Origin of the sequence: Xanthobacter lutulentifluminis (genome assembly GCF_043194675.2) — a bacterium.
GTDB lineage: Bacteria > Pseudomonadota > Alphaproteobacteria > Rhizobiales > Xanthobacteraceae > Xanthobacter.
In genome coordinates this window covers 2,109,352-2,136,246 of sequence record NZ_CM195525.1, presented here as the reverse complement: position 1 = coordinate 2,136,246, position 26,895 = coordinate 2,109,352, and the positions used below count along the sequence as shown (strand labels likewise).

General features: G+C 68.9%; 21 protein-coding genes and 1 pseudogene. 12 read left to right on the top strand and 10 right to left on the bottom strand.

Features of this window, described 5'->3' with window-relative positions; translation table 11 throughout:
* Positions 1-183 precede the first annotated feature (183 nt).
* The 3 genes from V5F49_RS09730 to V5F49_RS09720 all read right to left on the bottom strand — a co-directional run bounded on the left by V5F49_RS09730 (position 184) and on the right by V5F49_RS09720 (position 2,434).
* Positions 184-816 carry an LptA/OstA family protein gene (locus V5F49_RS09730; protein WP_394117510.1) on the bottom strand — a complete coding sequence of 211 codons (633 nt, stop codon included), beginning with the start codon at positions 814-816 and terminating at the stop codon, positions 184-186.
* Positions 813-1,646, bottom strand: a complete 834-nt coding sequence (locus tag V5F49_RS09725) for a hypothetical protein (protein WP_394117511.1) — start codon at positions 1,644-1,646, stop codon at positions 813-815. Before V5F49_RS09725 ends, V5F49_RS09730 begins: the two co-directional genes overlap by 4 nt.
* Before the next feature lie 167 nt (positions 1,647-1,813).
* Positions 1,814-2,434 carry a ribonuclease D gene (locus V5F49_RS09720; RefSeq protein ID WP_394117512.1) on the bottom strand — a complete coding sequence of 207 codons (621 nt, stop codon included), beginning with the start codon at positions 2,432-2,434 and terminating at the stop codon, positions 1,814-1,816.
* A gap of 124 nt (positions 2,435-2,558) precedes the next feature.
* On the opposite strand from V5F49_RS09720, the gene V5F49_RS09715 reads away from it, so the two are divergent.
* Positions 2,559-3,014, top strand: a complete 456-nt coding sequence (locus V5F49_RS09715) for a CVNH domain-containing protein (RefSeq protein WP_394117513.1) — start codon at positions 2,559-2,561, stop codon at positions 3,012-3,014.
* Between the two features lie 72 nt (positions 3,015-3,086).
* Here V5F49_RS09715 and ilvD read toward each other — a convergent pair whose 3' ends face one another.
* Positions 3,087-4,940: a dihydroxy-acid dehydratase gene (gene ilvD / locus V5F49_RS09710; protein WP_394117514.1), complete on the bottom strand. Its 1,854-nt coding sequence runs from the start codon at positions 4,938-4,940 to the stop codon at positions 3,087-3,089.
* Positions 4,941-5,251: 311 nt separating this feature from the next.
* On the opposite strand from ilvD, the gene V5F49_RS09705 reads away from it, so the two are divergent.
* Positions 5,252-6,664 (top strand): pyridoxal phosphate-dependent decarboxylase family protein, encoded by a 1,413-nt coding sequence (locus V5F49_RS09705; RefSeq protein ID WP_394117591.1) that lies wholly within the window; start codon positions 5,252-5,254, stop codon positions 6,662-6,664.
* Positions 6,665-6,870: 206 nt separating this feature from the next.
* On the opposite strand, the gene V5F49_RS09700 is transcribed toward V5F49_RS09705, so the two are convergent.
* The 6 genes from V5F49_RS09700 to coaBC form a co-directional block, all read right to left on the bottom strand.
* Positions 6,871-7,452 carry a DUF6456 domain-containing protein gene (locus tag V5F49_RS09700; RefSeq protein ID WP_394117592.1) on the bottom strand — a complete coding sequence of 194 codons (582 nt, stop codon included), beginning with the start codon at positions 7,450-7,452 and terminating at the stop codon, positions 6,871-6,873.
* A gap of 269 nt (positions 7,453-7,721) precedes the next feature.
* The gene (locus tag V5F49_RS09695) at positions 7,722-7,988 is read right to left on the bottom strand and encodes a helix-turn-helix domain-containing protein (protein WP_394117515.1); all 267 of its coding nucleotides are present in this window, start codon (positions 7,986-7,988) and stop codon (positions 7,722-7,724) included.
* A 689-nt stretch (positions 7,989-8,677) separates the two neighbouring features.
* Positions 8,678-9,661, bottom strand: a complete 984-nt coding sequence (gene cysK / locus V5F49_RS09690) for a cysteine synthase A (RefSeq protein ID WP_394117516.1) — start codon at positions 9,659-9,661, stop codon at positions 8,678-8,680.
* A gap of 93 nt (positions 9,662-9,754) precedes the next feature.
* Complete coding sequence (locus V5F49_RS09685) at positions 9,755-10,195, bottom strand: RrF2 family transcriptional regulator (protein WP_394117517.1); 441 nt, start codon at positions 10,193-10,195, stop codon at positions 9,755-9,757.
* Between the two features lie 9 nt (positions 10,196-10,204).
* Positions 10,205-10,681, bottom strand: coding sequence for a dUTP diphosphatase (gene dut, locus V5F49_RS09680; RefSeq protein WP_394117518.1), 477 nt, complete (start codon positions 10,679-10,681; stop codon positions 10,205-10,207).
* Positions 10,678-11,895: a bifunctional phosphopantothenoylcysteine decarboxylase/phosphopantothenate--cysteine ligase CoaBC gene (gene coaBC / locus V5F49_RS09675; protein ID WP_394117519.1), complete on the bottom strand. Its 1,218-nt coding sequence runs from the start codon at positions 11,893-11,895 to the stop codon at positions 10,678-10,680. The genes dut and coaBC overlap by 4 nt, the downstream gene beginning before the upstream one ends.
* Positions 11,896-12,079: 184 nt before the next feature.
* Here coaBC and V5F49_RS09670 point away from each other — a divergent pair, with 184 nt between their 5' ends.
* From V5F49_RS09670 to nifK, 10 genes and pseudogenes are all read left to right on the top strand, one after another.
* Positions 12,080-14,446 (top strand): putative bifunctional diguanylate cyclase/phosphodiesterase, encoded by a 2,367-nt coding sequence (locus V5F49_RS09670; protein ID WP_394117520.1) that lies wholly within the window; start codon positions 12,080-12,082, stop codon positions 14,444-14,446.
* A gap of 326 nt (positions 14,447-14,772) precedes the next feature.
* On the top strand, positions 14,773-16,536 hold the full coding sequence (gene nifA / locus V5F49_RS09665) for a nif-specific transcriptional activator NifA (RefSeq protein ID WP_394117521.1): 1,764 nt from the start codon (positions 14,773-14,775) through the stop codon (positions 16,534-16,536).
* 360 nt (positions 16,537-16,896) lie between these two features.
* Entirely contained in the window at positions 16,897-17,091 is a 195-nt protein-coding gene (locus tag V5F49_RS09660) for a 4Fe-4S binding protein (RefSeq protein WP_394117522.1), read from the top strand.
* A gap of 191 nt (positions 17,092-17,282) precedes the next feature.
* Entirely contained in the window at positions 17,283-18,767 is a 1,485-nt protein-coding gene (sufB, locus tag V5F49_RS09655; RefSeq protein ID WP_394117523.1) for a Fe-S cluster assembly protein SufB, read from the top strand.
* 105 nt (positions 18,768-18,872) lie between these two features.
* Positions 18,873-19,586 (top strand): annotated as a pseudogene (sufC, locus tag V5F49_RS09650) (Fe-S cluster assembly ATPase SufC); the annotation flags it as partial.
* A gap of 4 nt (positions 19,587-19,590) precedes the next feature.
* Complete coding sequence (gene sufD, locus V5F49_RS09645; protein ID WP_394117525.1) at positions 19,591-20,949, top strand: Fe-S cluster assembly protein SufD; 1,359 nt, start codon at positions 19,591-19,593, stop codon at positions 20,947-20,949.
* 5 nt (positions 20,950-20,954) lie between these two features.
* Positions 20,955-22,214 carry a cysteine desulfurase gene (locus tag V5F49_RS09640; protein ID WP_394117526.1) on the top strand — a complete coding sequence of 420 codons (1,260 nt, stop codon included), beginning with the start codon at positions 20,955-20,957 and terminating at the stop codon, positions 22,212-22,214.
* Positions 22,215-22,685: 471 nt separating this feature from the next.
* Complete coding sequence (gene nifH, locus V5F49_RS09635) at positions 22,686-23,570, top strand: nitrogenase iron protein (protein ID WP_394117527.1); 885 nt, start codon at positions 22,686-22,688, stop codon at positions 23,568-23,570.
* A gap of 76 nt (positions 23,571-23,646) precedes the next feature.
* Complete coding sequence (gene nifD / locus V5F49_RS09630) at positions 23,647-25,152, top strand: nitrogenase molybdenum-iron protein alpha chain (protein ID WP_394117528.1); 1,506 nt, start codon at positions 23,647-23,649, stop codon at positions 25,150-25,152.
* Positions 25,153-25,237: 85 nt separating this feature from the next.
* On the top strand, positions 25,238-26,797 hold the full coding sequence (gene nifK, locus V5F49_RS09625; protein WP_394117529.1) for a nitrogenase molybdenum-iron protein subunit beta: 1,560 nt from the start codon (positions 25,238-25,240) through the stop codon (positions 26,795-26,797).
* Positions 26,798-26,895: the final 98 nt, after the last annotated feature.

Sequence of the window (26,895 nt, the reverse complement as noted above, 5' to 3'; positions counted from 1 at the left end):
CGTCCGCGCGGGCGATGCAACGCATCCATGCAAGATGCGGGCCGCAACCGGAGCGGGTAGTGCCCCGGCTGTCACGGGATTGAATTCACGGGGCTTTCGATCCGGCGGCGGCAACGGCGCGCGGCCCGGTTGTCTCCCGTGGGGGAAGCGCGACGTTGTCGCGTCGGCTTTCGCCGGCGCGCGTCAGCGCTTGGGGGCCTGCCCGCCGCCGGGCGGGGCCTGGTCCTTGAGGCTGCCCGGAACGATCAGGCTTTCCACCCGGCCGCCCTCGAAGCGCGACACGCCGGAGATCAGGTCCACCACCAGCTTCTGGCCGCGGATGACGTTGGGGCCCTGCGTCAGCACCACCGGCTTGCCCACGAGGGTCACGGTGTTGCTCTTCATCTCGAAGGTGCCGCTGTCGCCGGTGGCGGTCTGCTCCTTGGTCTTCACCAGCACGCCGCCGGTGGCTTCGAGCTTTTTGATCTGGCCCTTCTGCGCCGGCTCGACGCCCTTCTGCTCGCCGCCGGACTGCTGGCCCACCGAGCCCTCGTAGAACACGGCGAGATCCTTGGAGCGCAGGGTGGTGTCGCCCTGGGTCACCAGCACGTTGCCGGAGAAGACGGCCACCTTGTCCTTGTCGCGCACCTCGAGGGAATCGGCGTTGATCCGGACCGGCTGGTCGCGGTTGCGGGCGAAGCCCTGCAGCGCGTTCGGCACGTTGTTCGCCGTCTGCGCCGCGGCGGGGACGCCGCAGGCGAGCAGGCCGAGCGCCGCGACGGCGATCAGCTGCGCGGCGCGCGCGCGGGCGGGGCGGTGGTCGGGAACGCGGATCATGGGGCCACCGGGCGTCGCGGGGGGAGGGGAGCGGGCGTCGCGGTCGCCACCGGGGCGGCGGGCGCCGCAACCGGCGCGGCAGGCGCCGAGGCATCGGCCAGCGGCCGCGGGGCGGCCTCGCCGGCGCCCTTCTGGCCCGGCAGGTTGGTCAGGCGGAAGTCCAGCTGCACGTTGCCCTTGAACACGGCGCGCGAGCCGCGGTCCAGCACCTGCAGGCGGTCCGCGACCAGCTTGCCGTCGAGATAGGTGAAGGTCACCGGGTGGTCGCTGACGATGGTGCCGGCCCTCACATCCACGTCGGCATCCTGCAGATGCCCGCCATAGCCGCCGTTCATGGCGAGATCCACCCCGTCGCCGAGGGTGATGAACTGCTTCTTCGTGTCGAAGCTGCCGACCTTGGCCAGCACGCTGGCCCAGCCCTTGTCGGCGAGCTCCAGCCGCGCCTCGATGTCGGTCAGGTCGATCACGTCCGGCCGGGTCAGGTCCTGGCTGGCGGTGCGGGCGGTGACCTTGTAGCCGCGGTTGTCGTCGGTGAAGCCCGAGAGCTTGGGCAGCTCCATGGTCAGGCGCGAGCCGGACAGGGAGAGATGGCCGATGTCGAACGGCAGCTCGATGGACAGCTTCAGCCGGGACAGGATGGACACGGCGCCGATGGCCACCACCGCCAGCACGATGGAGAGCGGCAAGAGGCGCTTGATCCAGCGCACGCGCGCGCTGTGCCGGCGGGCGCTGGAGAAGTCCGGCGCCGACGGCGGGCTGAAGGCTGCGGCCTCGCGCCGGTCGAGGGCGTCCCCCTGATCGAAGTCGTGTGGCGGCACGTGTCGGTTCATGACCCTGTTCCGGCGGCGGGCCAACCCCGCTTGCGCCCTGCTGCGTCCGCGCCTGCGGACCGCGAGCGCGTCGCCCCACGCGCCCGGCCAAAGTGTCCGAAATGCTGCCGCGGTGCAAGAGCCGCACCTAAAGCCTTGCGGCAGCAGGGTTCCTTGCGTCGCCCGGCTCAGGAGTGGGCGAAGATGTCTTCCTCGGCCCAGCCCGACAGGTCGAGCGCGGCGCGGGCCGGCAGGAAGGCGAAGCAGGCCGCGGCGAGCCCGGTGCGGCCTTCCCGCGCCAGCATCTCCTCCAGCCGCGCCTTCAGGGCGTGGAGGTGCAGCACGTCCGAGGCGGCGTAGGCGAGCTGGGCGTCGGAGAGGTCGGCCGCCCCCCAGTCCGAGCTCTGCTGCTGCTTGGAGATGTCCACGTTGAGCAGCTCGCGCAGCAGGTCCTTCAGGCCATGGCGGTCGGTGTAGGTGCGCACCAGCCGGGAGGCGATCTTGGAGCACCACACCGGCTGCGGCATCACCTGGAAGGTGTGCTGGAGCACCGCGATGTCGAACCGGCCGAAGTGGAACAGCTTGGTGATGGCCGGGTCGGCGAGGAGGCGCGTCAGGTTGGGCGCGGTCTTGCTGCTGGCGCCCTGCGGGATCTGCACCAGGTCGGCGGTGCCGTCGCCGTTGGACAGCTGCACCAGGCACAGCCGGTCGCGGAACGGGTTGAGACCCATGGTCTCGGTGTCGATGGCCACCACGGGCGCGGCCACGAAATCGGCGGGAAGGTCGCCGCGGTGCAGGCGGATCGTCATCTGGATGTCTTCAATCTTTCAGGATTGGAGCGGCTTTTAGCCGAGCGCGCCCGGCCTGTCGATGGCCGCCGCCGCGCGCGCCGTGCTACAGCTGGGCCGTCAAGGCTGAATCAAGGGGGGAAGCATGAAGCGTAATATCGTGGTCGCGGGCGCGATGGGCCTGCTTCTCGCGCTGGGGTTGTTCGTGAGCGCGGGGGAGGCCATGGCGCGCGCGGTGCCGCCCGGCTCCTATCTCGCCAGCTGCACGCGGGTGGAGTTCCGCGACTTCATGCTGGGCGCGTACTGCCGCACCATCAACGGCGCCTGGCAGCCGACCCGGCTCAACACCCTCACCTGCGCGCCCGGCAGCGACATTTCCAACCGCAACGGCATGCTGACCTGCCCGGTGCGGCCCATCCTCCAGCCGCCGCACGGCTCCTACCTGCGCAGCTGCCGCAATGCGGTCCTCGGCGTCGCCGGTGTCCTGCGCGCCCAGTGCCAGCGCATCAACGGCAGCTGGGTGTCCGCCACGCTGAACATGCGGGCCTGCCAGAACTATCGCGACATCGCCAACGTCAACGGCCGGCTGTACTGCAACTGATCGGGCCGGCGCCGCACATGGAAAGGGGGCGCATCGCGCCCCCTTTTTTATTGGCCGTGCGTGCGAGACGCCTCAGCGCCGCAGCGCCTTCACGTCGCGCACCGCGCCGCGGGCGGCGGAGGTGGTGAGCGCCGCGTAGGCCTGGAGGGCCTGGGAGACGACGCGCTTGCGGTCCGCGGGCTTCCAGGCGGCATCGCCCTTGGCCTCCATGGCGGCGCGGCGCTCGGCCAGCACCTCGTCGGACACCGCCACGCGGATGATGCGGCCCGGGATGTCGATCTCGATGGTGTCGCCCTCTTCCACCAGGCCGATGGCCCCGCCTTCCGCCGCTTCCGGCGAGACGTGGCCGATGGACAGGCCCGAGGAGCCGCCCGAGAAGCGGCCGTCGGTGACCAGCGCGCACGCCTTCCCGAGGCCCTTCGACTTCAGGTAGGAGGTGGGGTACAGCATCTCCTGCATGCCCGGCCCGCCGCGCGGACCCTCGTAGCGGATCAGCACCACGTCGCCCGGCTGGATCCGCCCGGTGGAGAGGATGGCCTCCACCGCCGCGTCCTGGCTTTCGAAGATGCGGGCCTTGCCGGTGAACTTCAGGATGCTCTCGTCCACGCCGGCCGTCTTCACGATGCAGCCGTCGAGCGCGATGTTGCCGTAGAGCACGGCGAGGCCGCCGTCCTTGGAATAGGCGTGCGCGACATCGCGGATCACGCCGTTCTGCCGGTCGAGGTCGAGGTCGTCCCAGCGGCGGGACTGGCTGAAGGCCACCTGGGTGGGCACCCCGCCGGGGGCGGCGCGGAAGAAGGTGCGCACGGTTTCGCTGTTGGTGCGCGTCACGTCCCAGCGGTCGAGGGCATCGCCCAGCGTGGCGGAATGCACCGTCGGCAGGTCGGTGTGGATGAGGCCGCCGCGCTCCAGCTGGCCGAGGATGGCCATGATGCCACCGGCGCGGTGGACGTCCTCCATATGGATGTTGGCGACCGCGGGCGCGACCTTGCACAGCACCGGCACCTTGCGGGAGAGGCGGTCGATGTCGGCCATGGTGAAGGGCACCTCGCCCTCGTTGGCGGCGGCGAGCAGGTGCAGCACCGTGTTGGTGGAGCCGCCCATGGAGATGTCCAGCGTCATGGCGTTCTCGAACGCCTTGAACGAGGCGATGGTGCGCGGCAGCACGCTCGCGTCGTCCTGCTCATAGTAGCGGCGGGCGAGATCCACGATCAGGTGGCCGGCCTCCACGAACAGGCGCTCGCGGTCGGCATGGGTGGCGAGGGTGGAACCATTGCCCGGCAGCGCGAGGCCCAGCGCCTCGGTCAGGCAGTTCATGGAGTTGGCCGTGAACATGCCCGAGCACGAGCCGCAGGTGGGGCAGGCGGAGCGCTCCATCACCGTCACGTCGGCGTCGGAGACCTTGTCGTCGGCCGCCGCGATCATGGCGTCGATCAGGTCCACCTTCTTCTCGCCGGTGGAGAGCAGCACCTTGCCGGCCTCCATGGGCCCGCCCGAGACGAACACCGCCGGGATGTTGAGGCGCATGGCGGCCATCAGCATGCCGGGGGTGATCTTGTCGCAGTTGGAGATGCACACCATGGCATCCGCGCAATGCGCGTTGACCATGTATTCCACGCTGTCGGCGATGATCTCGCGCGAGGGCAGCGAATAGAGCATGCCGTCATGGCCCATGGCGATGCCGTCATCCACCGCGATGGTATTGAACTCCTTGGCGACGCCGCCGGCCTTCTCGATCTCGCGGGCCACCAGCTGGCCGAGGTCCTTCAGGTGCACGTGCCCCGGCACGAACTGGGTGAAGGAATTCACCACCGCGATGATCGGCTTGCCGAAGTCCCCGTCCTTCATGCCGGTGGCGCGCCACAGGCCGCGGGCGCCGGCCATGTTGCGGCCGTGGGTGGAGGTGCGGGAGCGGTACTGGGGCATGTCCTCTCTTGCCTCTTGTCTTGTCGCTTGCGGTTTTTCTCGCTTGCGTCTTCTGGCGCGTGAACGCGGCGCGGCCATGGCGGCGGCGGGCGAAATCCGCCGGTCGTCTTAGAGCGCCGCGCGGCTTCGCGAAAGCCTTTTCCGGCAAAAGCCTATCACGGCTCGGGGCGCGGCGGTCCGCACACGTGCGCGACGGGGGCGCCGGCCCCCGCATTTGCCGGCGCGGCGAACTCGGCTATGTCCGGCTCCCGGCCGCGCCGCGCGGAAGGGCAGGACGGCCGCGCACGGCGGCGAGCATGAGGAACCAGGGCATGGACGGCGAGGCGTTCCGCCACTTCGCGCACACGGCGGCGGACTGGGCGGCCGATTACCGCGCCGGGCTCAGGGAGCGGCCGGTGCGGGCCTCCGGCGATCCGGGCGACATCCGCGCGCAATTGCCAACCGCCGCGCCCGAGGCGGCCGAGCCCTTGGCCGACATCTTCGCCGATTTCGAGCGCATCCTGGTGCCGGGCATGACCCATTGGCAGCACCCGCGCTTCTTCGCCTATTTCCCGGCCAATGCCAGCCCGGCGAGCGTATTGGCTGAATTCCTCTCCTCCGCCATCGGCGCCCAGTGCCTGCTGTGGCAGACCTCGCCCGCCGCCACCGAGCTGGAGCAGGTGGCGCTGGACTGGCTGCGCCAGGCGGTGGGCCTGCCGGAGGGCTTTGCCGCCGTCATCCAGGATTCCGCCTCCTCCGCCACGCTGTGCGCCTTCCTGACCATGCGCGAGCGGGCGCTGGGCTTCACCGGCAACCGCACCGGGCTTTCCGGCCGCCCGCAGCTGCGGGTCTACGCCTCGGGGGAGGTGCACAGCTCCATCGACCGGGCGGCGTGGTTCAGCGGCATCGGCGAGGACAATCTCGTGCGCATCCCGGTGGCAGGTCCGCTCCGCGCCATGGTGCCGGAGGCGCTGGATGCCGCCATCCGCGCCGATCTGGCCGCCGGCCTCGTGCCCGCCGGCGTGGTCGCCTGCGTGGGCGGCACCAGCACCGGCGCCATGGACGACGTGGGCGCGGTGGTGGATGTGGCCCACCGGCACGGCCTGTTCGTGCATGTGGATGCCGCCTGGGCCGGCGCGGCCATGATCTGCCCCGAGTTCCGGCCCTTGTGGGCGGGAGCGGAGCGGGCGGACAGCATCGTGCTGAACCCGCACAAGTGGCTCGGCGTGCAGTTCGACTGCTCGGCCCATTTCATCCGCAACGTGGACGACCACCTGCGCACGCTCGCGCTCCAGCCGGAATATCTGAAGACCCACGGCAAGGATGACATCGTCAATTTCAACGAGTGGACCATCCAGCTCGGCCGGCGGTTCCGGGCGCTGAAGCTGTGGTTCGTGCTGCGCGCCCACGGGCTGGAGGGGTTGCGCGGCATGATCCGCGATCACGTGCGCTGGGCCGGGGCGCTCGCTGCGCGCCTTGCCGCCGAGCCCGGCTTCAGCCTGGCGAGCGGGCCGGTGCTCTCGCTCTTCTCCTTCCGCCACGATCCCGGCGACGGGCGGGATCTGGACGCGCACATGCTGGCGCTGCTGCAATCCATCAACGACGGCGGGCAGATCTACCTGACGCCGACACGGGTGGACGGCGGCCTCGCCATCCGTTTCCAGGCCGGGGCCATGGACACCACCGAGGCGGACGTGATGGCCGCCTTCGACATCATCCGCGACGCGGCCCGCGCGCTGGGCTGACCGGGGCGGCAGGGAGCGCCTGCGTCTGCTGACGGGCGGATGCCGGCACAGGCCCCGGTCGTCGCATCAGCCCCCGGCGACGCGGGACAGGGCGACAGTCGCGGCTGCCGCCGCATCGCTCGGCCGCAGCCGGACCGGCACCTCCGCGTGACGGGCGCGCCGCGCCGCTGCCTGCCGCGAAGTGCCGTCCGACCGGGGCGGGGCGTTCACGTCTCCGGCGGCCTCGAAGGCCCCGGTGGCGCGTGCCAGGCGCGCAGGGGCGCGCGGGCGCGGCCCTCGGCCGATCGGGCCAGCCCGTAGTGGGTGGCGAGGCGGTCGAGGGCGAGGCCGAGCACCACCTTGGCGGTGCGCGCGGGCCAGCCGCGCTCGCGCTCCACCGTCTCCAGCCCCTTCAGGAAGCAGCACACGTCCAGCAGGACGCCCGACAATTCCGGCCCCACCGCCGCCAGCGCGCGCGAGACCCGCAGCTTGGCGGCCAGCACCATGTCCGAGAACCCCTCCGGAGACCCGCCGCCCGAGACCTCGCTCCAGCGGCTGGTGACGCGGGGGGTGAGGGCGGCGCGGGTGAAATCCGCCCTGAGCCGCTCGCCGGCGGTCAGCTGGGTCGCGTCCACCATTGGCCGGCCATCCCGGCCGGCGCGGCGGGCGAGCCAGACGAGGGGGCTCTCGGCCGGGTCGAAGCCGGGCGCCTCGGCGGTGGCGGGCGTCGGGCGGACGGAGGCCGGGTCCGCCGCTGCGGCGCTGCCTTGCGGACGGGTCCGTGACGGCCGCCGGATACTGCCCTCCAGCCCCTGCCGAGGCCGCTCGCGCCTCTCCGCTCCGGTGCGCACGGGGCGGCCGCGAGCGGATCGGGCGGATCTGGTGGCGCCCGTCGCGCCTCCATCCACGGCGGCCGCCGGGTCAACCTGTCCGTCCGCCGGCCGGGTGGAACCGCGTTCGGGCAGGCGGGGAGTGGCCGCCGCGCTGCCATCTCCCGCCCGCGGCGGAGCATCGGAGCCGGCGGGCGGGGCGGTGACGGGGAGGGCCGGCGCCATGGCGGGATCGTGGGGGGTCGCGCTCATTGCCCGGACGCCCAGCGCAGGCTGGCCTCCATCTGCGCCACCTGCCGGTCGAAGGCGGGATCGTCCCGCAGGTCCTCGATGCGCCGGCAGGCGTGGGCGACGGTGGAGCGATCGCGCCCGAACGCCTCGGCGACGCCGGACTGGGGCAGGCCGAGCCCCACATGCGCAAGATACATGGCGAGCTGGCGCGCCAGAGCCACCCGGGCGGTGGACCGCTGGCGCCCCACGATCCGCTCCACCCCGAGCCCCGCTCCGGCGGCCACGATGGCGGCCGCGAGCCGGCACGCGCCGCTCTCAGGCCCCGGGGATCGCCTGCGCGCTGCGGGGGCAGGGCCGGAAGCCGGCAGCAGGGGATCGCGACAATCGGGCAGCGGATGAGACATTGCACCCTCACGTTGTAGGTAAAAATTCCTACAACGATCTTGCGCATGTGCAAGGCGGGGTGAATAGATCATCCCCGACGCCGGTGCGGGCATCAGGTTGCCAATGCTTTGCCATACAGGATTCCGCGCCGGTTCCGTCCGATGGCGCGCCGGGTCAATCTAGGAATTTATCCACGATGCGCGAGCCTCCCCCAGCATGGTCGCGATCGGGGAGGCGCGGACATGCAGGGTGCGGGGCGGGTAGGGGGGCGGATGCGGGCCTTCACCAGCGAGGATGCCGAGGCGCGGGTGGCGCGGCATGTGAAGGGGCTGGGGGTGGTCCTGTCGCGGCCGGAGGCGCTGGCACGGGCGCTTCGGGCCGTGCGGAAGGCGGCGGTCCGGGGCGGGCCGGGCTATGATCCGGCCTATCACGCCGCGCTGCTGCGTCTGGAGCGCGCGGGGCGGACACGGAATGGCTCCATGGCCGCGCGAGCGGACCCGTTCCCTGCCGGGACCCGCCCGTTCCGGGCGCCCGGGAAGGTGCAGGACGATGGCGCCCCGCGGCTTTCGCCGTCAGGGCGCCCTTCGGGTCACAGGCCCTCGAACAGGGCCGTGGAGAGGTAGCGCTCGGCAAACGAGGGCACGATGACGACGATGGTCTTGCCGGCCATGTCGTCGCGCACCGCCACCTCCAGCGCCGCCGCCACGGCCGCGCCCGAGGAGATGCCGCCGGGAATGCCCTCGTAGCGCGCGAGCGCGCGGGCGGTGTCGAAGGCGGTCTGGTTGCCCACCGTCACCACCTCGTCGATGATGGCGCGGTCCAGCACCTCCGGCACGAAGCCGGCGCCGATGCCCTGGATCTTGTGCGGGCCGGGAGGGCCGCCGGACAGCACCGGGGAATCCTCCGGCTCCACCGCGATCATCTTCAGCGAGGCCTTGCGCGGCTTCAGCACCTGGCCGATGCCGGTGATGGTGCCGCCGGTGCCGACGCCGGACACCACCGCGTCCACCTTGCCGTCGGTGTCGTTCCAGATCTCCTCCGCCGTGGTGCGGCGGTGGACTTCCGGGTTCGCCTTGTTCTTGAACTGCTGCGGCATCACCGCCTTGGGCAGCTCGGCGATGAGCTGCTCGGCCTTGGCCACCGCGCCCTTCATGCCGAGGTTGGCGGGGGTGAGCACCAGCTCGGCGCCGAGCAGCGCCAGCATCTTGCGGCGCTCCACCGACATGCTCTCCGGCATCACCAGAATGAGCCTGAGGCCGCGGGCGGCGGCGACGAAGGCCAGCGCGATGCCGGTGTTGCCGGAGGTGGGCTCCACCAGAACCGTGTCCTGGTCCAGCACGCCGGCCTTCTCCATGGCGTCGATCATGGCGACGCCGATGCGGTCCTTGACGCTGGCGATGGGGTTGAAGAACTCCAGCTTGGCGAGGATCTCGGCCTTGGCGCCACGCAGCTCGGCGAGCCGGTTCAGCCGCACCAGCGGGGTGTTGCCGATGGTCTCGGTGATCGAATCATACACGCGGCCGCGTCCCGGCCGCGGCAGGGCGGCGGGCACGATCTTGGCGGGTTCTGCCATGAGCTGTCTCCTCGGGTGTCGGTGGGCGAGCCGCGCGCGGGCGCGGGGCCGTCAGAGTGTGAAATTCAGAGCGCGAAATTCAGACGGCAAAATTCAGATGGCGAAATCGATGCGCTCGTGTTCCGAGCCGTGGCCCTTGGTGTCGGCGCTGCGGCAGAGGTCCTCGAGGGTCACGGCGTCGAGCGCGGTGTCGAACGTGGTCTCGGCGGCGGCCACGGCGGGCTGCACCACCTCGATCACCAGCGGAGGCAGGATGATCTCCTTCTCCTCCTCGGCTCCCTCCACCACCCGCACGATCTCGGCGACGGAGACGCGCCGGCGCTCGCGCGCCAGCTCGTAGCCGCCGCGCGGGCCGCGCACGCCCTTCAGCACGCCGGCATGGACCAGCGCCTGGAGCACCGGCTCCAGCCGGCGGGGCGGCAGGCCATGGCGGGCGGCGAGCGCCTTGGCGGCAACGGGCGCGCCGCGCGCGTGAACGGCGACGTCCACCACTGCGGCGATGGCGAGAAGGCTCTTGTCGGATAAACGCGGCATGAGGCTGGACTACTTCTTAAAAACCGGAGCTCCGAGGCCTGTGGAACCAAAACCACCGGAACCGCGTGCAGTTTCGCCTAAATCTCCGATTTCTTCCAGCATTATCTGGGAGACGGGCGCAACCACCAACTGGGCGATGCGCATTCCCCGGCTGGCCACGAACGGCTCCGAGCCGTGATTGATGAGCAATACCAACACTTCGCCGCGATAATCCCAATCCACCGTGCCGGGCGAATTCAGCACCGTGACGCCGTGGTTGCGGGCCAGTCCCGAGCGCGGGCGCACCTGCCCCTCGAAGCCGGGGGGCAGGCCGAGGGCGAAGCCGGTGGGAATGGCGGCCCGCCCGCCCGGGGGCAGGGTGAGGGGGGCGTCGGCGGGCAGCGCGCAGACGAGGTCGAGGCCGGCGGCCCCTTCGGTGGCGTAGGCCGGCAGCGGCAGGTCGGCGGCGTGGGGCAGGCGGCGGATCGCGACCACGGGGCGGCTCATCGCGCATCCCCCGCGAGCTCGGCGGCGATGCGGGCGACAAGGCGGCGCGCCACCTCGGCCTTGGAGGCGGATGGCCAGTCCTCCACGCCGGCGGCGCTGACCAGATGCACCGCATTGGTGTCGCCGCCCATGATGCCGGTCTGCGGCGACACGTCGTTGGCGACGATGAAGTCGCAGCCCTTGCGCAGGCGCTTGTCGCGGGCGTGGGCCACCACGTCCTGCGTCTCGGCGGCGAACCCCACCACGAGGCGCGGCCGCAGGGTGCCGTGGCGCGAGACGGTGGCGAGGATGTCCGGATTCTCCACCAGATGCAGCTCCGGCGTGCCGTCGGCGCCCTTCTTGATCTTCTGGTCGGAGGCGTCGGCCACCCGCCAGTCGGCCACCGCGGCGGCGAACACGCCCACGTCGGCGGGCAGGTTCTCTTCCACCGCCGCCAGCATCTCGCGCGCGGTCTCCACGTGGACCACCTTCACGCCCTTGGGGTCCGGCGCCTCGGCCGGGCCGGAGATGAGCACGACGTCGGCCCCGGCGGCGCGGGCGGCGGCGGCGATGGCGTGGCCCTGCTTGCCGGAGGAGCGGTTGGCGATGTAGCGCACCGGGTCGATGGGCTCGTGGGTGGGGCCGGAGGTGACCAGCACCCGGCGCCCGCGCAGCAGCGCCGCGTCGGCGGTGGCGAAATGGGCCTCGATGGCGGCGAGGATCTCCATGGGCTCGGCCATGCGCCCTGCGCCGAACTCGTCCCGCTCGGCCATGGCGCCGGAATTGGGACCGACCGTCATGATGCCGTCGGCCCTGAGCTGGGCGACATTGCGCCGGGTGGCGGGATGCGACCACATGCGCGGGTTCATGGCCGGGGCCACCAGCACCGGCTTGTCGGTGGCGATGAGGGCCGTGGTGGCGAGATCGTCGGCGAAGCCGTGCGCCATCTTCGCCAGCAGGTCGGCGGTGGCCGGCGCCACCACCAGCAGGTCCGCCTCCCGAGAGAGGCGGATATGGCCGATGTCGTGCTCGGCGGTGAGGTCGAACAGGTCGCAGAACACCCGCTCGCCGGTAATGGCGCCCACCGACAAAGGCGTGACGAACTCGCGCGCGGCCGGCGTCATCACCACGCGCACGCGCACGCCCCGCTCTTTCAGCCGCCGGATCAGCTCCAGGCACTTGTAGGCGGCGATGCCGCCGCCGATGAGGAGGAGGATGCGCTTGTCGTTCAGCATCGGCGGTTCCCGCGCGGTCTGGTCCCGCCGTCGCGGCGCCGGCCGCCGCGCCCGGCCGGGGCCGTCATGAACGCCATATAGCCCGCCCCGGCGAAGGTGGCGAGGCGCATCGGCCGGAGCCCTTTCCCGGCGCGCGGCGGCGCGACATATGGCGCAAGCGCCGCCGTCGCTCTAGAATCGCCTCATGAGCGGCACGTATCGCGAAAGCGGACCGGCAGATCCGGCGGATGGCACGGACGGGGTACGGCTGACCGCCATCGGCGGGGAATTCGTAGACCCCGCCGAGGAAGCGCTGTTCCGCACGAGCCGCCTCGCCGAGTCGCGCCGGCACGCGCGCATCGTGTTCGCCGCGTCGGTGATCCTGAATTCCCTGTTCCTGCTCAGCGACTGGCGGTTCGCCGGCACGCCGCATTTCGTCGTCGCCGTGGCCGCCCGGTTCGTGGTGATCGCCCTGTCGCTGGCCTGCCTCGTGGCGGTCCAGTTCGCCCACACCCCCCGGCGGGCCGACGCGGTCTACATGGTGTGGCAGTGGGGCACGGCGGCGGCCGTCTCGGTGCTCGTGACCTCGCAGAGCGACCTCGCCCTGTTCGTGGTCATGCTGCTGCCCACCATTCTCTATCTGGCGGTGCCGCTGCCGTTCGCGTTTCTGGTGGCCGGCGGCATCGGCGCCAGCGTGATGCTGTGCGCCGCCTATCTCGGCGAGGGCGCCCCCCTGCAGTTCATGGCCGGCCTGGGGCTCGCGGTGGCGACGCTGAACGTCACGCTGATGGTGGTGGTGGGCCGGGCCAACCGCATGGAGCGGCATTTCTGGAGCGCCGCCCGCGCCGCGCAGGACGTGAGCGACCGGCTGAAAGCCAGCGAGGACACGCTGGAGAAGACCTTCGAGGCGGTGCCGCTGCCTCTCGTGGTGGCGCGGCTGGATGACGGCCGGCACGTGAAGTCCAACGCCGCCGCCCGCCGCTTCTACGGGGCGCGGCTGGAGGATGTGCCGCGGAACCTGTGTGAGGTGTGCCTTTCCCCCGAGGCGGCGGCCACCTTCCTCGGCCGGCTGCGGACGGAAGGCTCGGTGACGGATTTTGAGACCTCGGTGATCCTCGGCGACGGCAGCGAGCGGCAGGTGGTTGCCGCTGCGGCAGCCATCCCGCTGCCGCCTGCGCCGCATTTCGTTGCCGCCCTGGTGGACGTGACCGAGCGGCGCGCCGCCGAGCAGCGGGCGCGCTACGCCGCCGCCCACGATGCCCTCACCGGCCTGCCCAACCGCGCCGCCTTCCACGAACGGCTCAGCGAGGCGCTGGCGACGCGGCGGCCGGGGCAGGGCATCTGCCTGATGCTGATCGATCTCGACGGGCTGAAGGATATCAACGACACCCTCGGCCACGACGCCGGCGACGCCGCGCTGATGGAGACCGCGCACCGGCTCGACGCGCTGCTGGACCGGCAGGGCATCCTCGCCCGGCTCGGCGGCGACGAGTTCGTGGCCGTGGTGCAGGGGGAGGACCCTTTGGCGGTGGGCCGGCGCCTCGCCCAGAACATCCTCGCCGAGCTGCGCCGGCCGATCCTGCATGCCGGCCGCCATTTCGCGACGCGCGCCAGCATCGGCCTCGCCTCCTGCCCGGAGCACGACTGCGCCTATGGCGAGCTGATGAAGGACGCCGACCTCGCGCTCTATGCCGCCAAGCAGCAGGGGCGCAACCGCATGGTGGTCTACGCTCCGGCCATGCGGCAGGCGGTGCTGGAGCGGGTGGCGCTCAACCGCGCCATCCGCGCCGCGCTGGTGGAAGACCAGATCGTGCCCTACTACCAGCCCAAGGTGTCGTTCGCGACCGGGCGGATCGAGGGCGTCGAGGCGCTGGTGCGCTGGCGCCGGACGCCGCACAGCGTGCTGTCACCGTCCTCGTTCGAAGGCGCTCTGACCGACCCGGAACTGGCCGTGCTCATCGGCGAGCGCATGGTGCGGCGGGTGGCCACAGACGTGCGCGGCTGGATCGAGGCCGGGCACCCGTGCGGGCGCATCGCCATCAACCTGGCGCCGGCCCAGTTCACCCACCGCGACCTCGCGGCCACCCTGCTGCGCCAGTTCCACGCCGCCGGGGTGGACCCCTCCCGCTTCGACGTGGAGATCACCGAGACGGTGTTCCTCGGCCGCAGCTCGGATCACGTGGCGCCGATCCTCGACGAGCTCTACCAGGCCGGCGTGCGCATCGCCCTCGACGACTTCGGCACCGGCTATGCCGGCCTCATTCATCTGAAGCAGCTGCCCATCGACACCATCAAGATCGACCAGAGCTTCGTGAAGGACATCGAGCGCGATGCGTTCGACACCGCCATCGTGTGCGCGGTGATCGAGCTCGGCAGCAAGCTCGGCATGCATGTGGTGGCGGAGGGGCTGGAGACCGCCGGGCAGGCGCGCTTCCTGAAGGAGCAGGGCTGCGATCTCGCGCAGGGGTTCTTCTTCTTCCGCCCGCTCGACGCGACCGAGATGGCGCAGGTGCTGCGCGGCGAGACCGACGATGTCGCTGCCGCCCGTCTCGCCCGCCTCCACGAGGCCTGAACCGGCCCGCGAACCGGCCAGCGGCAGGGGCGCCGCGCGTTCATGTGCGAAAAGATGCGGCAGTGCAGCGTCGATAGATTTCGCAGCGCGAAACGTTTTTGCCGGCGCAGCACTGTTTTCGTTCATAAACCGACAGCGGGGGCGTGTCTGACCCGTCAACCATGACAACATTTGGCGTTAAAACGGACATTGTTCGAAAACTGCCCAAGGGTGAAGCAAGTTTTGCCCGCAGCTTAGGCACGACATCGGAATCAAACTAAATCAAAGTGTCGCTAATCATACAAAATGGCAGGGGACGGAGAGCCTGGGGTGACGGAGACAGCACCATGGTTCAGAACGAAGCGTTGCAAGTCGAACGGGAGCAGCCCCGAGCTCATGTTCCCCTCGTTTCCCTGAGCGATGTCGCGCTGACCGGGATCTACGAAATCTCGAAGATCCTGACCGCGCCGAACCGCCTTGAGACCACCCTGTCGAGCGTGGTCAACCTGCTGTCGTCTTTCATGCAGATGCGCCATGGCGTGATCTCGCTGCTCGAGGACGACGGAATTCCCGACATCACTGTCGGCGCCGGCTGGAACGAGGGCACGGATGCGCGTTATCGCGCCCGCCTGCCGGAGAAGGCCATCGGCCAGGTCATCGCCACGGCGGTGCCGCTGATCGCCGAGAACGTTGCCTCCCATCCCGCCTTCAGCGCCGCAGACGCCGCCGCGCTGGGCGCCTCGGAAGAATCGCGCGTGTCCTTCATCGGCGTGCCGATCCGCGTGGCCTCGCGCGTCATCGGCACCCTCACCATCGACCGCGTGTGGGACGGGCGCTCCGTCTTCCGGCTCGATTCGGACGTGCGCTTCCTCACCATGGTCGCCAACCTCATCGGCCAGACGGTGCAGCTGCACCGCGTCGTCTCGCGGGATCGCGAGCGGCTGATGGCCGAGAGCGGGCGCCTGCAGAAGGAGCTGCTGGAGCTCAAGCCGCATGGTCGCGAGCGCAAGCGCGTCTATGTGGACGGCATCGTCGGCGAGAGCCGCGAGATCCGCGCGCTGCTCGAGAAGATCATGATCGTCGCCAAGTCCCATTCGCCGGTGCTGCTGCGCGGCGAATCGGGCACCGGCAAGGAGCTGATCGCCAAGGCGATCCACGAGCTCTCGCCGCGCGCGAAGGGCCCCTTCATCAAGCTCAACTGCGCCGCGCTGCCCGAATCGGTGCTGGAGAGCGAGCTGTTCGGCCACGAGAAGGGCGCCTTCACCGGTGCCGTGGGCGCGCGCAAGGGCCGCTTCGAGCTGGCCGACAAGGGCACGCTGTTCCTCGACGAGATCGGCGAGATCTCCCCCGCCTTCCAGGCCAAGCTGCTGCGCGTGCTGCAGGAGCAGGAGTTCGAGCGCGTCGGCGGCTCCCACACCCTCAAGGTGAACGTGCGCGTCGTGGCCGCCACCAACCGGAACCTGGAAGAGGCGGTGGCCAAGAACGAGTTCCGCGCCGACCTCTACTACCGCATCAGCGTCATTCCGGTGATCGTGCCCTCCCTGCGTGACCGCCGCGGCGACATTCCGCTCCTCGCCAACGAGTTCCTCGAGCGCTTCAACCGCGAGAACGGGCGCGACCTCGCGTTCGATCCCGACGCCATGGAAGTGCTGATGGGCTGCGGCTTCCCCGGCAACGTGCGAGAGTTGGAGAACTGCGTCCAGCGCACCGCTACCCTCGCCCAGGGCGGCGCCATCGTCGGCGACGACTTCGCCTGCCGCCACAACGAGTGCCTCTCGGCCTTGCTGTGGCGCAACCCGGCGGAGGGCGCCACGCGCCGGCCCATGGACATTCCCCTGCCGGTGGTGAGCGGCGGCGGACCGGTGGCGGCCGAGCCTGCCAACTCCAACGTGGTCACCCGCCTGCCGCTGCCGGCGTTGCCGGCCTCCACCCCGCCGGCGCCGGTGCGCCCCAGCGCGGCGGAGGAAGAGCTGTCCGAGCGGGAGCGGCTGGTGGACGCCATGGAGCGCGCCGGCTGGGTGCAGGCCAAGGCCGCCCGCCTGCTCGGCCTCACCCCGCGCCAGATCGGCTATGCCCTGAAGAAGCACGACGTGGAGATCAAGCGCTTCTGATCGCCTCCCCGTCCTCCGTCCGACCTTCCTGCGACTGCCCGGCCCATGTGCCGGGCAGTTTGCGTTCCGGCCCCGCGCGCACCCGCCCTGCGCGCATCTGCCCCTCGCTCCCATGCCCGCCGCGGCCTCCGTCGCCGGCCGTGCGGACGCGCCCGCGCCCGAAGCCGGTCCTCGCGGCCCCCGGTGTTGGCCGCCGGTCGCGACACGATACCTGTCGCACTTGTGACACTCTGTCGGGGGCGCGACAGCGGACATCCCGCGAGCCGTGAATAATAAACATTCAAAATCAAATAGTTAAAAGGTGGCACGCGGCTTGAAAGGGCAGTCTGCCTGCCAATCTGCACAGCGCGGAGCTAGCCCATGGCCTACAAGATCGTTGCGTCCCAGTGCACCGTTTGCGGCGCTTGCGAGTTCGAGTGCCCGAACGCCGCCATCAGCCTCAAGCGGGACATGTATGTGATCGACCCCAACAAGTGCACCGAGTGCGAGGGGAGCTTCGACACCCCCCAGTGCGCCGTCGTGTGCCCGGTGGAAAAGACCTGCATTCCCGCCTGATGGCGTGAGGCAGGCCGCGCGCCGGCCGCCGCGACGGGCGGCCGGGCGGGCGGATCAGGCGGGCGGGGTGACGGCGGCAGGCTCTGCCTCCCTCCCCGCGCCTGAGGACCGGCAGGGGGCGGCTTTCGCCCGTGTCGGAAGCAGAAGGTGGCGGCGCCGGAAGGCCGCGCGAATGTTGATTGGAGGGACAAATGGCGGCCGTACAGGACACAGTCGATCAGGTTCGCTCCATCGACGTCGATCAGTACAAATACGGCTTCGAGACCCAGATCGAATCCGAGAAGGCGCCGAAGGGCCTTTCGGAGGAGGTCATCCGCTACATCTCCGCCAAGAAGGAGGAGCCGGAGTGGATGCTGCAGTGGCGGCTTGAGGCCTACAGCCGCTGGCTCACCATGCCGGAGCCGGAGTGGGCGCGGGTCAACTACCCGCCCATCGACTACCAGGACCTCTACTATTATTCCCAGCCGAAGAAGTTCAAGGCTCCGAAGTCCCTCGACGAGGTGGATCCGGAGATCTTGAAGACCTACGAGAAGCTGGGCATTCCGCTGCGCGAGCAGGAGATCCTGGCCGGCGTCGAGATCCCCGAGGGCGAGCGGCCGAAGATCGCGGTGGACGCGGTGTTCGACAGCGTCTCGGTGGCCACCACCTTCAAGGAGGAGCTGAAGGCGGCCGGCGTCATCTTCATGCCCATCTCCGAGGCGCTGCGCGAGCACCCCGACCTCGTGAAGCAGTATCTCGGCACGGTGGTGCCGGCGACGGACAATTATTTCGCCACGCTCAACCAGGCGGTGTTCTCGGACGGATCGTTCGTCTACATCCCGCCGGGCGTGCGCTGCCCGATGGAGCTGTCCACCTACTTCCGCATCAATGAGAAGAACACGGGCCAGTTCGAGCGCACCCTCATCATCGCCGACAAGGGCTCCTACGTCTCCTATCTCGAAGGCTGCACCGCGCCCATGCGCGACGAGAACCAGCTGCACGCTGCCGTGGTGGAGCTGGTCGCCCTCGACGATGCCGAGATCAAGTATTCGACGGTGCAGAACTGGTACCCCGGCGACGCCGAGGGCAAGGGCGGCATCTACAATTTCGTCACCAAGCGCGGCGACTGCCGGGGCCGGAACTCCAAGATTTCCTGGACCCAGGTGGAGACCGGCTCCGCCATCACCTGGAAGTATCCGAGCTGCGTGCTGCGCGGCGAGGGCTCTTCCGGAGAGTTCTATTCCATCGCCATCTCCAATGGCCGCCAGCAGGTGGACTCTGGCACCAAGATGATCCACCTCGGCAAGAACACCACGAGCCGGATCATCTCCAAGGGCATCTCCGCCGGCAAGTCCAACAATACCTATCGCGGCCTCGTCTCCGCCCATCGCAAGGCCGATGGCGCGCGCAATTTCACCAACTGCGACTCTCTCCTCATCGGCGACCAGTGCGGCGCGCATACCGTGCCCTACATCGAGGCGAAGAACCCCACCGCGCAGTTCGAGCACGAGGCCACCACCTCGAAGATCTCAGAGGACATGCTGTTCTACTGCATGCAGCGCGGCCTCTCGCAGGAAGATGCCGTCGCCCTCGTGGTGAACGGCTTCGTGCGCGACGTGCTCCAGCAGCTTCCCATGGAGTTCGCCGTGGAGGCGCAGAAGCTCATTTCCATCAGCCTGGAGGGCAGCGTCGGCTGACGCGCCCCCTTCGATATCGCCCCCATCGCCCGGCAACACGGACCAGAGGACCTCAACATGGCTCCCCTTCTCGAAATCAAGGACCTCCATGCCGAGATCGCCGGGGGTCGCAAGATCATCGACGGCATGAACCTCACCATCAATCCGGGCGAGGTGCACGCGATCATGGGGCCGAACGGCGCCGGCAAGTCGACGCTGTCCTACGTGCTCTCGGGCAAGCCGGGCTACGAGATCACCGGCGGCGAGGTGATCTTCCGCGGCGTGGACCTGCTCTCCCTCTCGCCCGACCAGCGGGCGGCGCAGGGCCTGTTCCTGTGCTTCCAGTATCCGCTGGAGATCCCCGGCGTCTCCAACATGGCGTTCCTGCACACGGCGGTGAACAGCCAGCGCAAGGCGCGCGGCGAGCCCGAGCTCACCTCGCCGGAGCTGGTGCGCAAGGTGCGCGAGCTGGGCAAGACCCTCGGCATCACTCCCGAGATGCTGAAGCGCCCGGTGAACGTGGGCTTCTCCGGCGGTGAGAAGAAGCGCAACGAGACCCTGCAGATGGCCCTTCTGGAGCCCTATCTCGCGGTGCTGGACGAGGCGGATTCCGGCCTCGACATCGACGCGCTGAAGGTGGTCTCGCAGGGCGTGAACGCGCTGCGCTCGCCGGAACGCTCCATGCTGGTCATCACCCACTACCAGCGCCTGCTCGATTACATCGTGCCGGACGTGGTGCACGTGTTCAACGCCGGCCGCATCGTCCACACCGGCGGCAAGGAGCTGGCGCTGGAGCTGGAAGCCACCGGCTACGCGCAGTACCAGAACGAGGCCGCGTGATCTGATGGCCGCCTCCGCCCCGACCCCCCTGCGCCCCGCTCCGGTGCGTCCCCAGAAGACCGGCGCCGAGATCGCGCTTGCCGACACGTTCTCCGCCGTCCGCGCCGCGCTGCCGGGCGGGCCGGAGGTGGCGGCCCGCCGCTCGGCCGCATTCGACACCTTCGCCGATGCGGGCCTGCCGCATCGCCGGGTGGAGTCCTGGCGCTATACCGACCTGCGCGCGCTGATGCGCGATGCGAAGCCCCTCGCCGCGCCGCCGGACGCGGAAGCGAAGGCTGCCGCCGCCGGTGCCGGCGCGCTGCTGGCGGGTGTTGGCGCCCGCCGCCTCGTGATCGTCAACGGCGCCTTCGTGCCGGAGCTTTCGGACCTCGCGGCGCTCGAGCCGGGCCTGTCCATCCGCGCCATGGCGGAGGCGCTCGCCACCGGCGATGCGCTGGTGGCCAGCCAGCTCGGCCAGACCATCGCCTCCGACGATGCCGTGCTGGCCCTCAACTCCGCGCTCATGGGCGACGGGGTGGTGATCCATGTGGCGCCGGGCGCCACCATCGCGCGTCCGGTGGAGCTGGTGTTCGTCACCACCGGCGCCGAGGCCGTGGCCACCTTCACCCGCTCGCTGGTGGTGGTGGAGGACGGCGCCAGCGCGACCTTCATCGAGACCCACGAAGGCCCCGCCGGGGTTGCCTACCAGGTCAACACGGCGCTGGAGATGGTGGTGGGCGCGGATGCGCAGGTCGAGCGCATCAAGGTCACCGCCGAGGGCGCGGACGCGGTGCATCTCGCCACCCTGCTGGCGCGCGTGGATGCGCGGGCGCGCTTCTCCAACACCTTCTTCACCACCGGCGGCGCCGTGGTGCGCAACCAGCTGCTGATCCACCTCGCCGGCGAGGGCATCAACGCGCACATGGGCGGCGTCAGCCTGCTCGGCGGCAAGCAGCATGCCGACACCATGCTCTCCGTCGACCACGCAGGGCCGGCATGCGAAAGCCGCGAGTCCTTCCGCGCGGTGCTGGACGGGTCCTCGCAGGATATCTTCCAGGGCAAGATCGCCGTGCGCCAGGCGGCGCAGAAGACCGATGCGCGGATGCTGAGCCGCGCGCTCCTGCTGACCCCGACGGCCGAGGCCTGCAACAAGCCGGAGCTGGAGATCTTCGCCGACGACGTGCAATGCGGCCACGGCTGCACCACCGGCACCCTCGACCAGCAGCTGAAGTTCTACCTGATGGCCCGCGGCATTCCCGCCAAGACGGCGGAGGCGTTGCTGATCCAGGCCTTCGTCGGCGAGGTGGTGGACGCCATCGGCAACGAGGCGGTGCGCGAGGCGCTCACGCAGGCCACCCAGTCCTGGCTGATGGGCCGGGAGTGAACGGGATGCTGCCTCTTCCCCCGCTCCATCCCGCCGTCTCCAACGGCAGCTACGATGTCCTGAAGGTGCGCGAGGATTTCCCGATCCTCGACCTGAAGGTGAACGGCAAGCCGCTGGTCTATCTCGACAACGGCGCCTCGGCCCAGAAGCCGAAGGCGGTGCTGGACCGCATCCAGCAGGTCTACACCTCCGAATATGCCAACGTGCATCGTGGCCTGCATTATCTGGCCAACGCCGCGACCGAGGCCTATGAGGGCGGCCGCGCGCGGGTGCAGCGCTTCCTGAACGCGGCGCGGCCGGAAGAGATCATCTTCACCCGCAGCGCCACCGAGGCCATCAACCTCGTCGCCGCCACCTTCGGCAAGAGCCGGATCAAGGAAGGCGACGAGATCGTCCTCTCCATCATGGAGCACCACGCCAACATCGTGCCGTGGCACTTCCTGCGCGAGAGCCAGGGCGCGGTGCTCAAGTGGGCGCCGGTGGACGACGAGGGCAACTTCCTGATGGAGGAGTTCGAGAAGCTCCTCACCGATCGCACCAAGCTGGTCGCCATCACCCAGATGTCCAACGTTCTGGGCACCACCGTTCCGGTGAAGGAGGTGGCGAAGATCGCGCATGCGCGTGGCATCCCGGTGCTGGTGGATGGCTCGCAGGGCGCGGTGCATCTCGACGTGGACGTGCAGGATCTCGACTGCGACTTCTACATCATCACCGGTCACAAGCTCTATGGGCCCACCGGCATCGGCGCGCTCTATGGCAAATATGAGCTGCTGGAGACCATGCCGCCCTTCAACGGCGGCGGGGAGATGATCCGCGAGGTGCGTCAGGACAGCGTCACCTATGGCGACCCGCCCCACCGCTTCGAGGCCGGCACGCCGGCCATCGTGCAGGCGGCGGGCCTCGGCGCCGCGCTGGACTACATCGAGTCCATCGGCAAGGCCCGCATCCGCGCCCATGAGGCGGAGCTGACGCGCTATGCCCAGGAGCGGCTCGGGGAATTGAATTCCGTGCGCATCATCGGCACGGCGAAGGACAAGGGCGCCATCATCTCGTTCGAGATCAAGGGCGCCCACGCCCATGACTTCGCGACGCTGATCGACAATGACGGCATCGCCGTGCGGGCCGGCACCCATTGCGCCATGCCGCTGATGGAGCGCTTCGGCGTCTCCGCCACCTGCCGGGCCTCGTTCGGCCTCTACAACACGCGCGAGGAGGTGGACCGCTTCGTCGCGGCGCTGGGCAAGGCGCAGGAGCTGATCGGCTGAGCGAGAGAGCCTCCGCGGGTGTGATGTGAAGGCCGGCCCCCCGTGGCCGGCCTTTGTCGTTTCGGGGTGCGGCCGGCGGCCGGAAGGCGTTGCGTCGGGCATGCGACAGGCGCCCGGGCTGTCCGCGATTGTCGGCTTTTCACCAGCACCCGGGCCCCACTCCCAGTGTCCTGTTTCAAACAGCCCTAAACTGGCATGTCGCGGCGCAGAACCGAATGTCGGGTTCGGAACACGCCTCCGGACTATTACTTAGTCTCCACAAGCCATTATAAAATAACAATAAATCGACGGCCTGGCCGCTGGCACACTCGTTGCAAAACTGGTTTCGGGCGAGAGGTTGCTGGCTGTGTGGGCCCTTTGAAAGGCCACGTCCGCATCCGCGCCGGATTGCAATGTCCAGCGAGTGCCCGGGCCGGGGCACGCCGCACCCGGACAGGACGAAAGTCGGCCGAAGGTTCTAAGGAGAGCAAGATGGCTTCGCTGCGACAGATCGCGTTTTACGGCAAGGGTGGCATCGGCAAGTCGACGACGTCGCAGAACACGCTGGCGGCCCTGACCGAGCTTGGTCAGCGCATCCTGATCGTGGGCTGCGATCCCAAGGCGGATTCGACCCGCCTGATCCTGCACGCCAAGGCGCAGGACACCATCCTGTCGCTGGCCGCGAACGCGGGCTCGGTGGAAGACCTCGAGCTCGAGGACGTGATGAAGGTCGGCTACAACGACATCCGTTGCGTTGAGTCCGGTGGTCCGGAGCCGGGCGTGGGCTGCGCCGGCCGCGGCGTGATCACCTCGATCAACTTCCTCGAGGAGAACGGCGCGTACGAGGACATCGACTATGTGTCCTACGACGTGCTGGGCGACGTGGTGTGCGGCGGGTTCGCCATGCCGATCCGCGAGAACAAGGCGCAGGAGATCTACATCGTCATGTCCGGCGAGATGATGGCCATGTATGCGGCCAACAACATCTCGAAGGGCATCCTGAAGTATGCGAACTCCGGCGGCGTGCGCCTGGGCGGGCTGGTGTGCAACGAGCGCCAGACCGACAAGGAGTACGAGCTGGCGGAGTCGCTGGCGAAGAAGCTGGGCACCCAGCTGATCTACTTCGTGCCGCGCGACAACATCGTGCAGCACGCCGAGCTGCGCCGCATGACGGTGATCGAGTATGCGCCCGATTCGGCGCAGGCCCAGCATTACCGGAACCTGGCGTCCAAGGTGCACAACAACTCGGGCAACGGCATCATCCCGACCCCGATCACCATGGACGAGCTGGAAGACCTGCTAATGGAGCACGGCATCATGAAGGCCGTGGACGAGAGCATCGTCGGCAAGACCGCCGCCGAACTCGCCGCCGGCTGACGCCAGCGCCCCGGCCGGTCCGAATTGCCGGGCCGGCCGGCTACACGGCACATTTCAACGAGAGCGAGATTTCAAAATGAGCTTGGCCCAACCGCAAAGCGTTGCTGAAATCAAGGCGCGCAACAAGGAGCTCATCGCCGAGGTCCTCAAGGTCTATCCCGAGAAGACCGCGAAGCGCCGCGCGAAGCACCTCAACGTCCACGAAGCCGGCAAGTCCGACTGCGGCGTGAAGTCCAACATCAAGTCCATCCCGGGCGTGATGACCATCCGTGGCTGCGCCTACGCCGGCTCCAAGGGCGTGGTGTGGGGTCCGATCAAGGACATGATCCACATCTCCCACGGCCCGGTGGGCTGCGGCCAGTATTCCTGGGCCGCCCGCCGCAACTACTACATCGGCACGACTGGCATCGACACCTTCGTGACGATGCAGTTCACGTCGGACTTCCAGGAGAAGGACATCGTCTTCGGCGGCGACAAGAAGCTCGCCAAGATCATGGACGAGATCCAGGAACTGTTCCCGCTGAACAACGGCATCACCGTCCAGTCCGAGTGCCCGATCGGCCTCATCGGCGACGACATCGAGGCCGTGTCCAAGGTCAAGTCGAAGGAATACGACGGCAAGACCATCGTGCCGGTGCGCTGCGAAGGCTTCCGTGGCGTGTCCCAGTCGCTGGGCCACCACATCGCCAACGACGCCATCCGGGACTGGGTCTTCGACAAGCTCGACCCGAACAAGGCCCCCCTGTTCGAGCCGTCGCCGTATGACGTCGCCATCATCGGCGACTACAACATCGGCGGCGACGCCTGGTCCTCCCGTATCCTCCTCGAGGAGATGGGCCTGCGCGTGATCGCCCAGTGGTCGGGCGACGGCTCGCTCGCCGAGCTGGAGAACACCCCCAAGGCGAAGCTGAACGTTCTCCACTGCTACCGCTCCATGAACTACATCTCCCGCCACATGGAAGAGAAGTTCGGGATCCCGTGGTGCGAGTACAACTTCTTCGGCCCCTCGAAGATCGCCGAGTCGCTGCGCAAGATCGCCGGCTACTTCGACGACAAGATCAAGGAAGGCGCCGAGCGCGTCATCGCCAAGTACCAGCCGCTCATGGACGCGGTGATCGCCAAGTATCGTCCGCGCCTCGAGGGCAAGACCGTCATGCTGTACGTGGGCGGCCTGCGTCCCCGTCACGTGATCGGCGCGTACGAAGACCTGGGCATGGAAGTGGTGGGCACCGGTTACGAGTTCGCCCACAACGACGATTACCAGCGCACCGCCCAGCACTACGTCAAGGATGGCACGATCATCTATGACGACGTGACCGGCTACGAGTTCGAGAAGTTCGTCGAGAAGATCCAGCCGGATCTGGTCGGCTCGGGCATCAAGGAAAAGTACGTCTTCCAGAAGATGGGCGTGCCGTTCCGCCAGATGCACTCCTGGGACTACTCGGGCCCGTATCACGGCTACGACGGCTTCGCCATCTTCGCCCGCGACATGGACATGGCCATCAACTCCCCCATCTGGAAGATGACCAGGGCTCCGTGGAAGAAGGCTCCCGAGCAGCCCAACCTGCTCGCGGCCGAGTGAGCGCCTGAGCGTGATGCCCCTCCCCGTTTCGGGGAGGGGCGATCGGCCGGCATGATTTTTTGACCCACATTTTCAGGGGTTCGAGATGCCACAGAATGCAGACAACGTGCTCGATCACTTCGAGCTGTTCCGCGGTCCCGAGTACCAGCAGATGCTGGCCAACAAGAAGAAGCTGTTCGAGAACCCCCGCGATCCCGCCGAAGTCGAGCGTATTCGCGAGTGGGCCAAGACTCCTGAGTACAAGGAGCTGAACTTCGCCCGCGAAGCCCTCACCGTGAACCCCGCCAAGGCCTGCCAGCCGCTCGGCGCGGTGTTCGCCGCCGTGGGCTTCGAGGAGACCATCCCGTTCGTGCACGGCTCGCAGGGCTGCGTGGCGTACTACCGCTCGCACTTCTCGCGCCACTTCAAGGAGCCCAGCTCCTGCGTGTCCTCCTCCATGACGGAAGACGCGGCGGTGTTCGGCGGCCTCAACAACATGATTGACGGCCTCGCCAACACCTACAACATGTACAAGCCGAAGATGATCGCCGTCTCCACCACCTGCATGGCGGAAGTCATCGGCGACGACCTGAACGCCTTCATCAAGACGGCGAAGGAAAAGGGCTCGGTTCCGCAGGAATACGACGTTCCCTTCGCCCACACCCCGGCCTTCGTCGGCAGCCACATCACCGGCTACGACAACGCCGTGAAGGGCATCCTCGAGCACTTCTGGGACGGCAAGGCCGGCACTGCCCCGAAGATCGAGCGCGTGCCCAACGAGAAGATCAACTTCCTCGGCGGCTTCGACGGCTACACCGTCGGCAACCTGCGCGAGATCAAGCGCATCTTCGGCCTGATGGGCGTCGACTACACCATCCTCGGCGACAATTCCGACGTGTGGGACACCCCCACCGACGGCGAGTTCCGCATGTATGACGGCGGCACCACGCTGGAAGAGGCGGCCAACGCCGTCCACGCCAAGGCCACCATTTCCATGCAGGAATACTGCACCGAGAAGACGCTCCCCTTCATCGCCAACCACGGCCATGAAGTCGTCGCCTTCAACCATCCGGTCGGCGTGACGTCCACCGACGCGTTCCTGATGGCCGTCTCCCGCATCACCGGCAAGGAGATCCCCGAGGAGCTCTCCCGCGAGCGCGGCCGCCTGGTGGACGCCATCGCCGATAGCAACGCCCACATCCACGGCAAGAAGTTCGCCATCTACGGCGATCCGGACCTGTGCCTCGGCCTCGCCGCGTTCCTGCTGGAGCTGGGCGCCGAGCCGACCCACATCCTCGCCACCAACGGCGGCCCGAAGTGGGCGGCCAAGGTGCAGGCGCTGCTGGACTCCTCGCCGTTCGGCCAGAACTGCAAGGTCTACCCGAACCGCGACCTGTGGCACATGCGCTCCCTGCTCTTCACGGAGCCGGTGGACTTCCTGATCGGCAACACCTACGGCAAGTATCTCGAGCGCGACACGGGCACCCCGCTGATCCGCATCGGCTTCCCGGTGTTCGACCGCCACCACCACCACCGCCGTCCGGTGTGGGGCTATCAGGGCGCCATGAACGTCCTGATCACCATCCTCGACAAGATCTTCGACACCATCGACCAGAACACCATCGTTCCGGCCAAGACCGACTACTCCTTCGACATCATCCGTTGATCGACTAGCTCCCACGCGATCCGGCCCGGGGCCCCACCCGGGCCGGACGCTCACAAGGAGCTGCCCCGCTCCCCAGCCGACGCGATCCCTGCACAGCC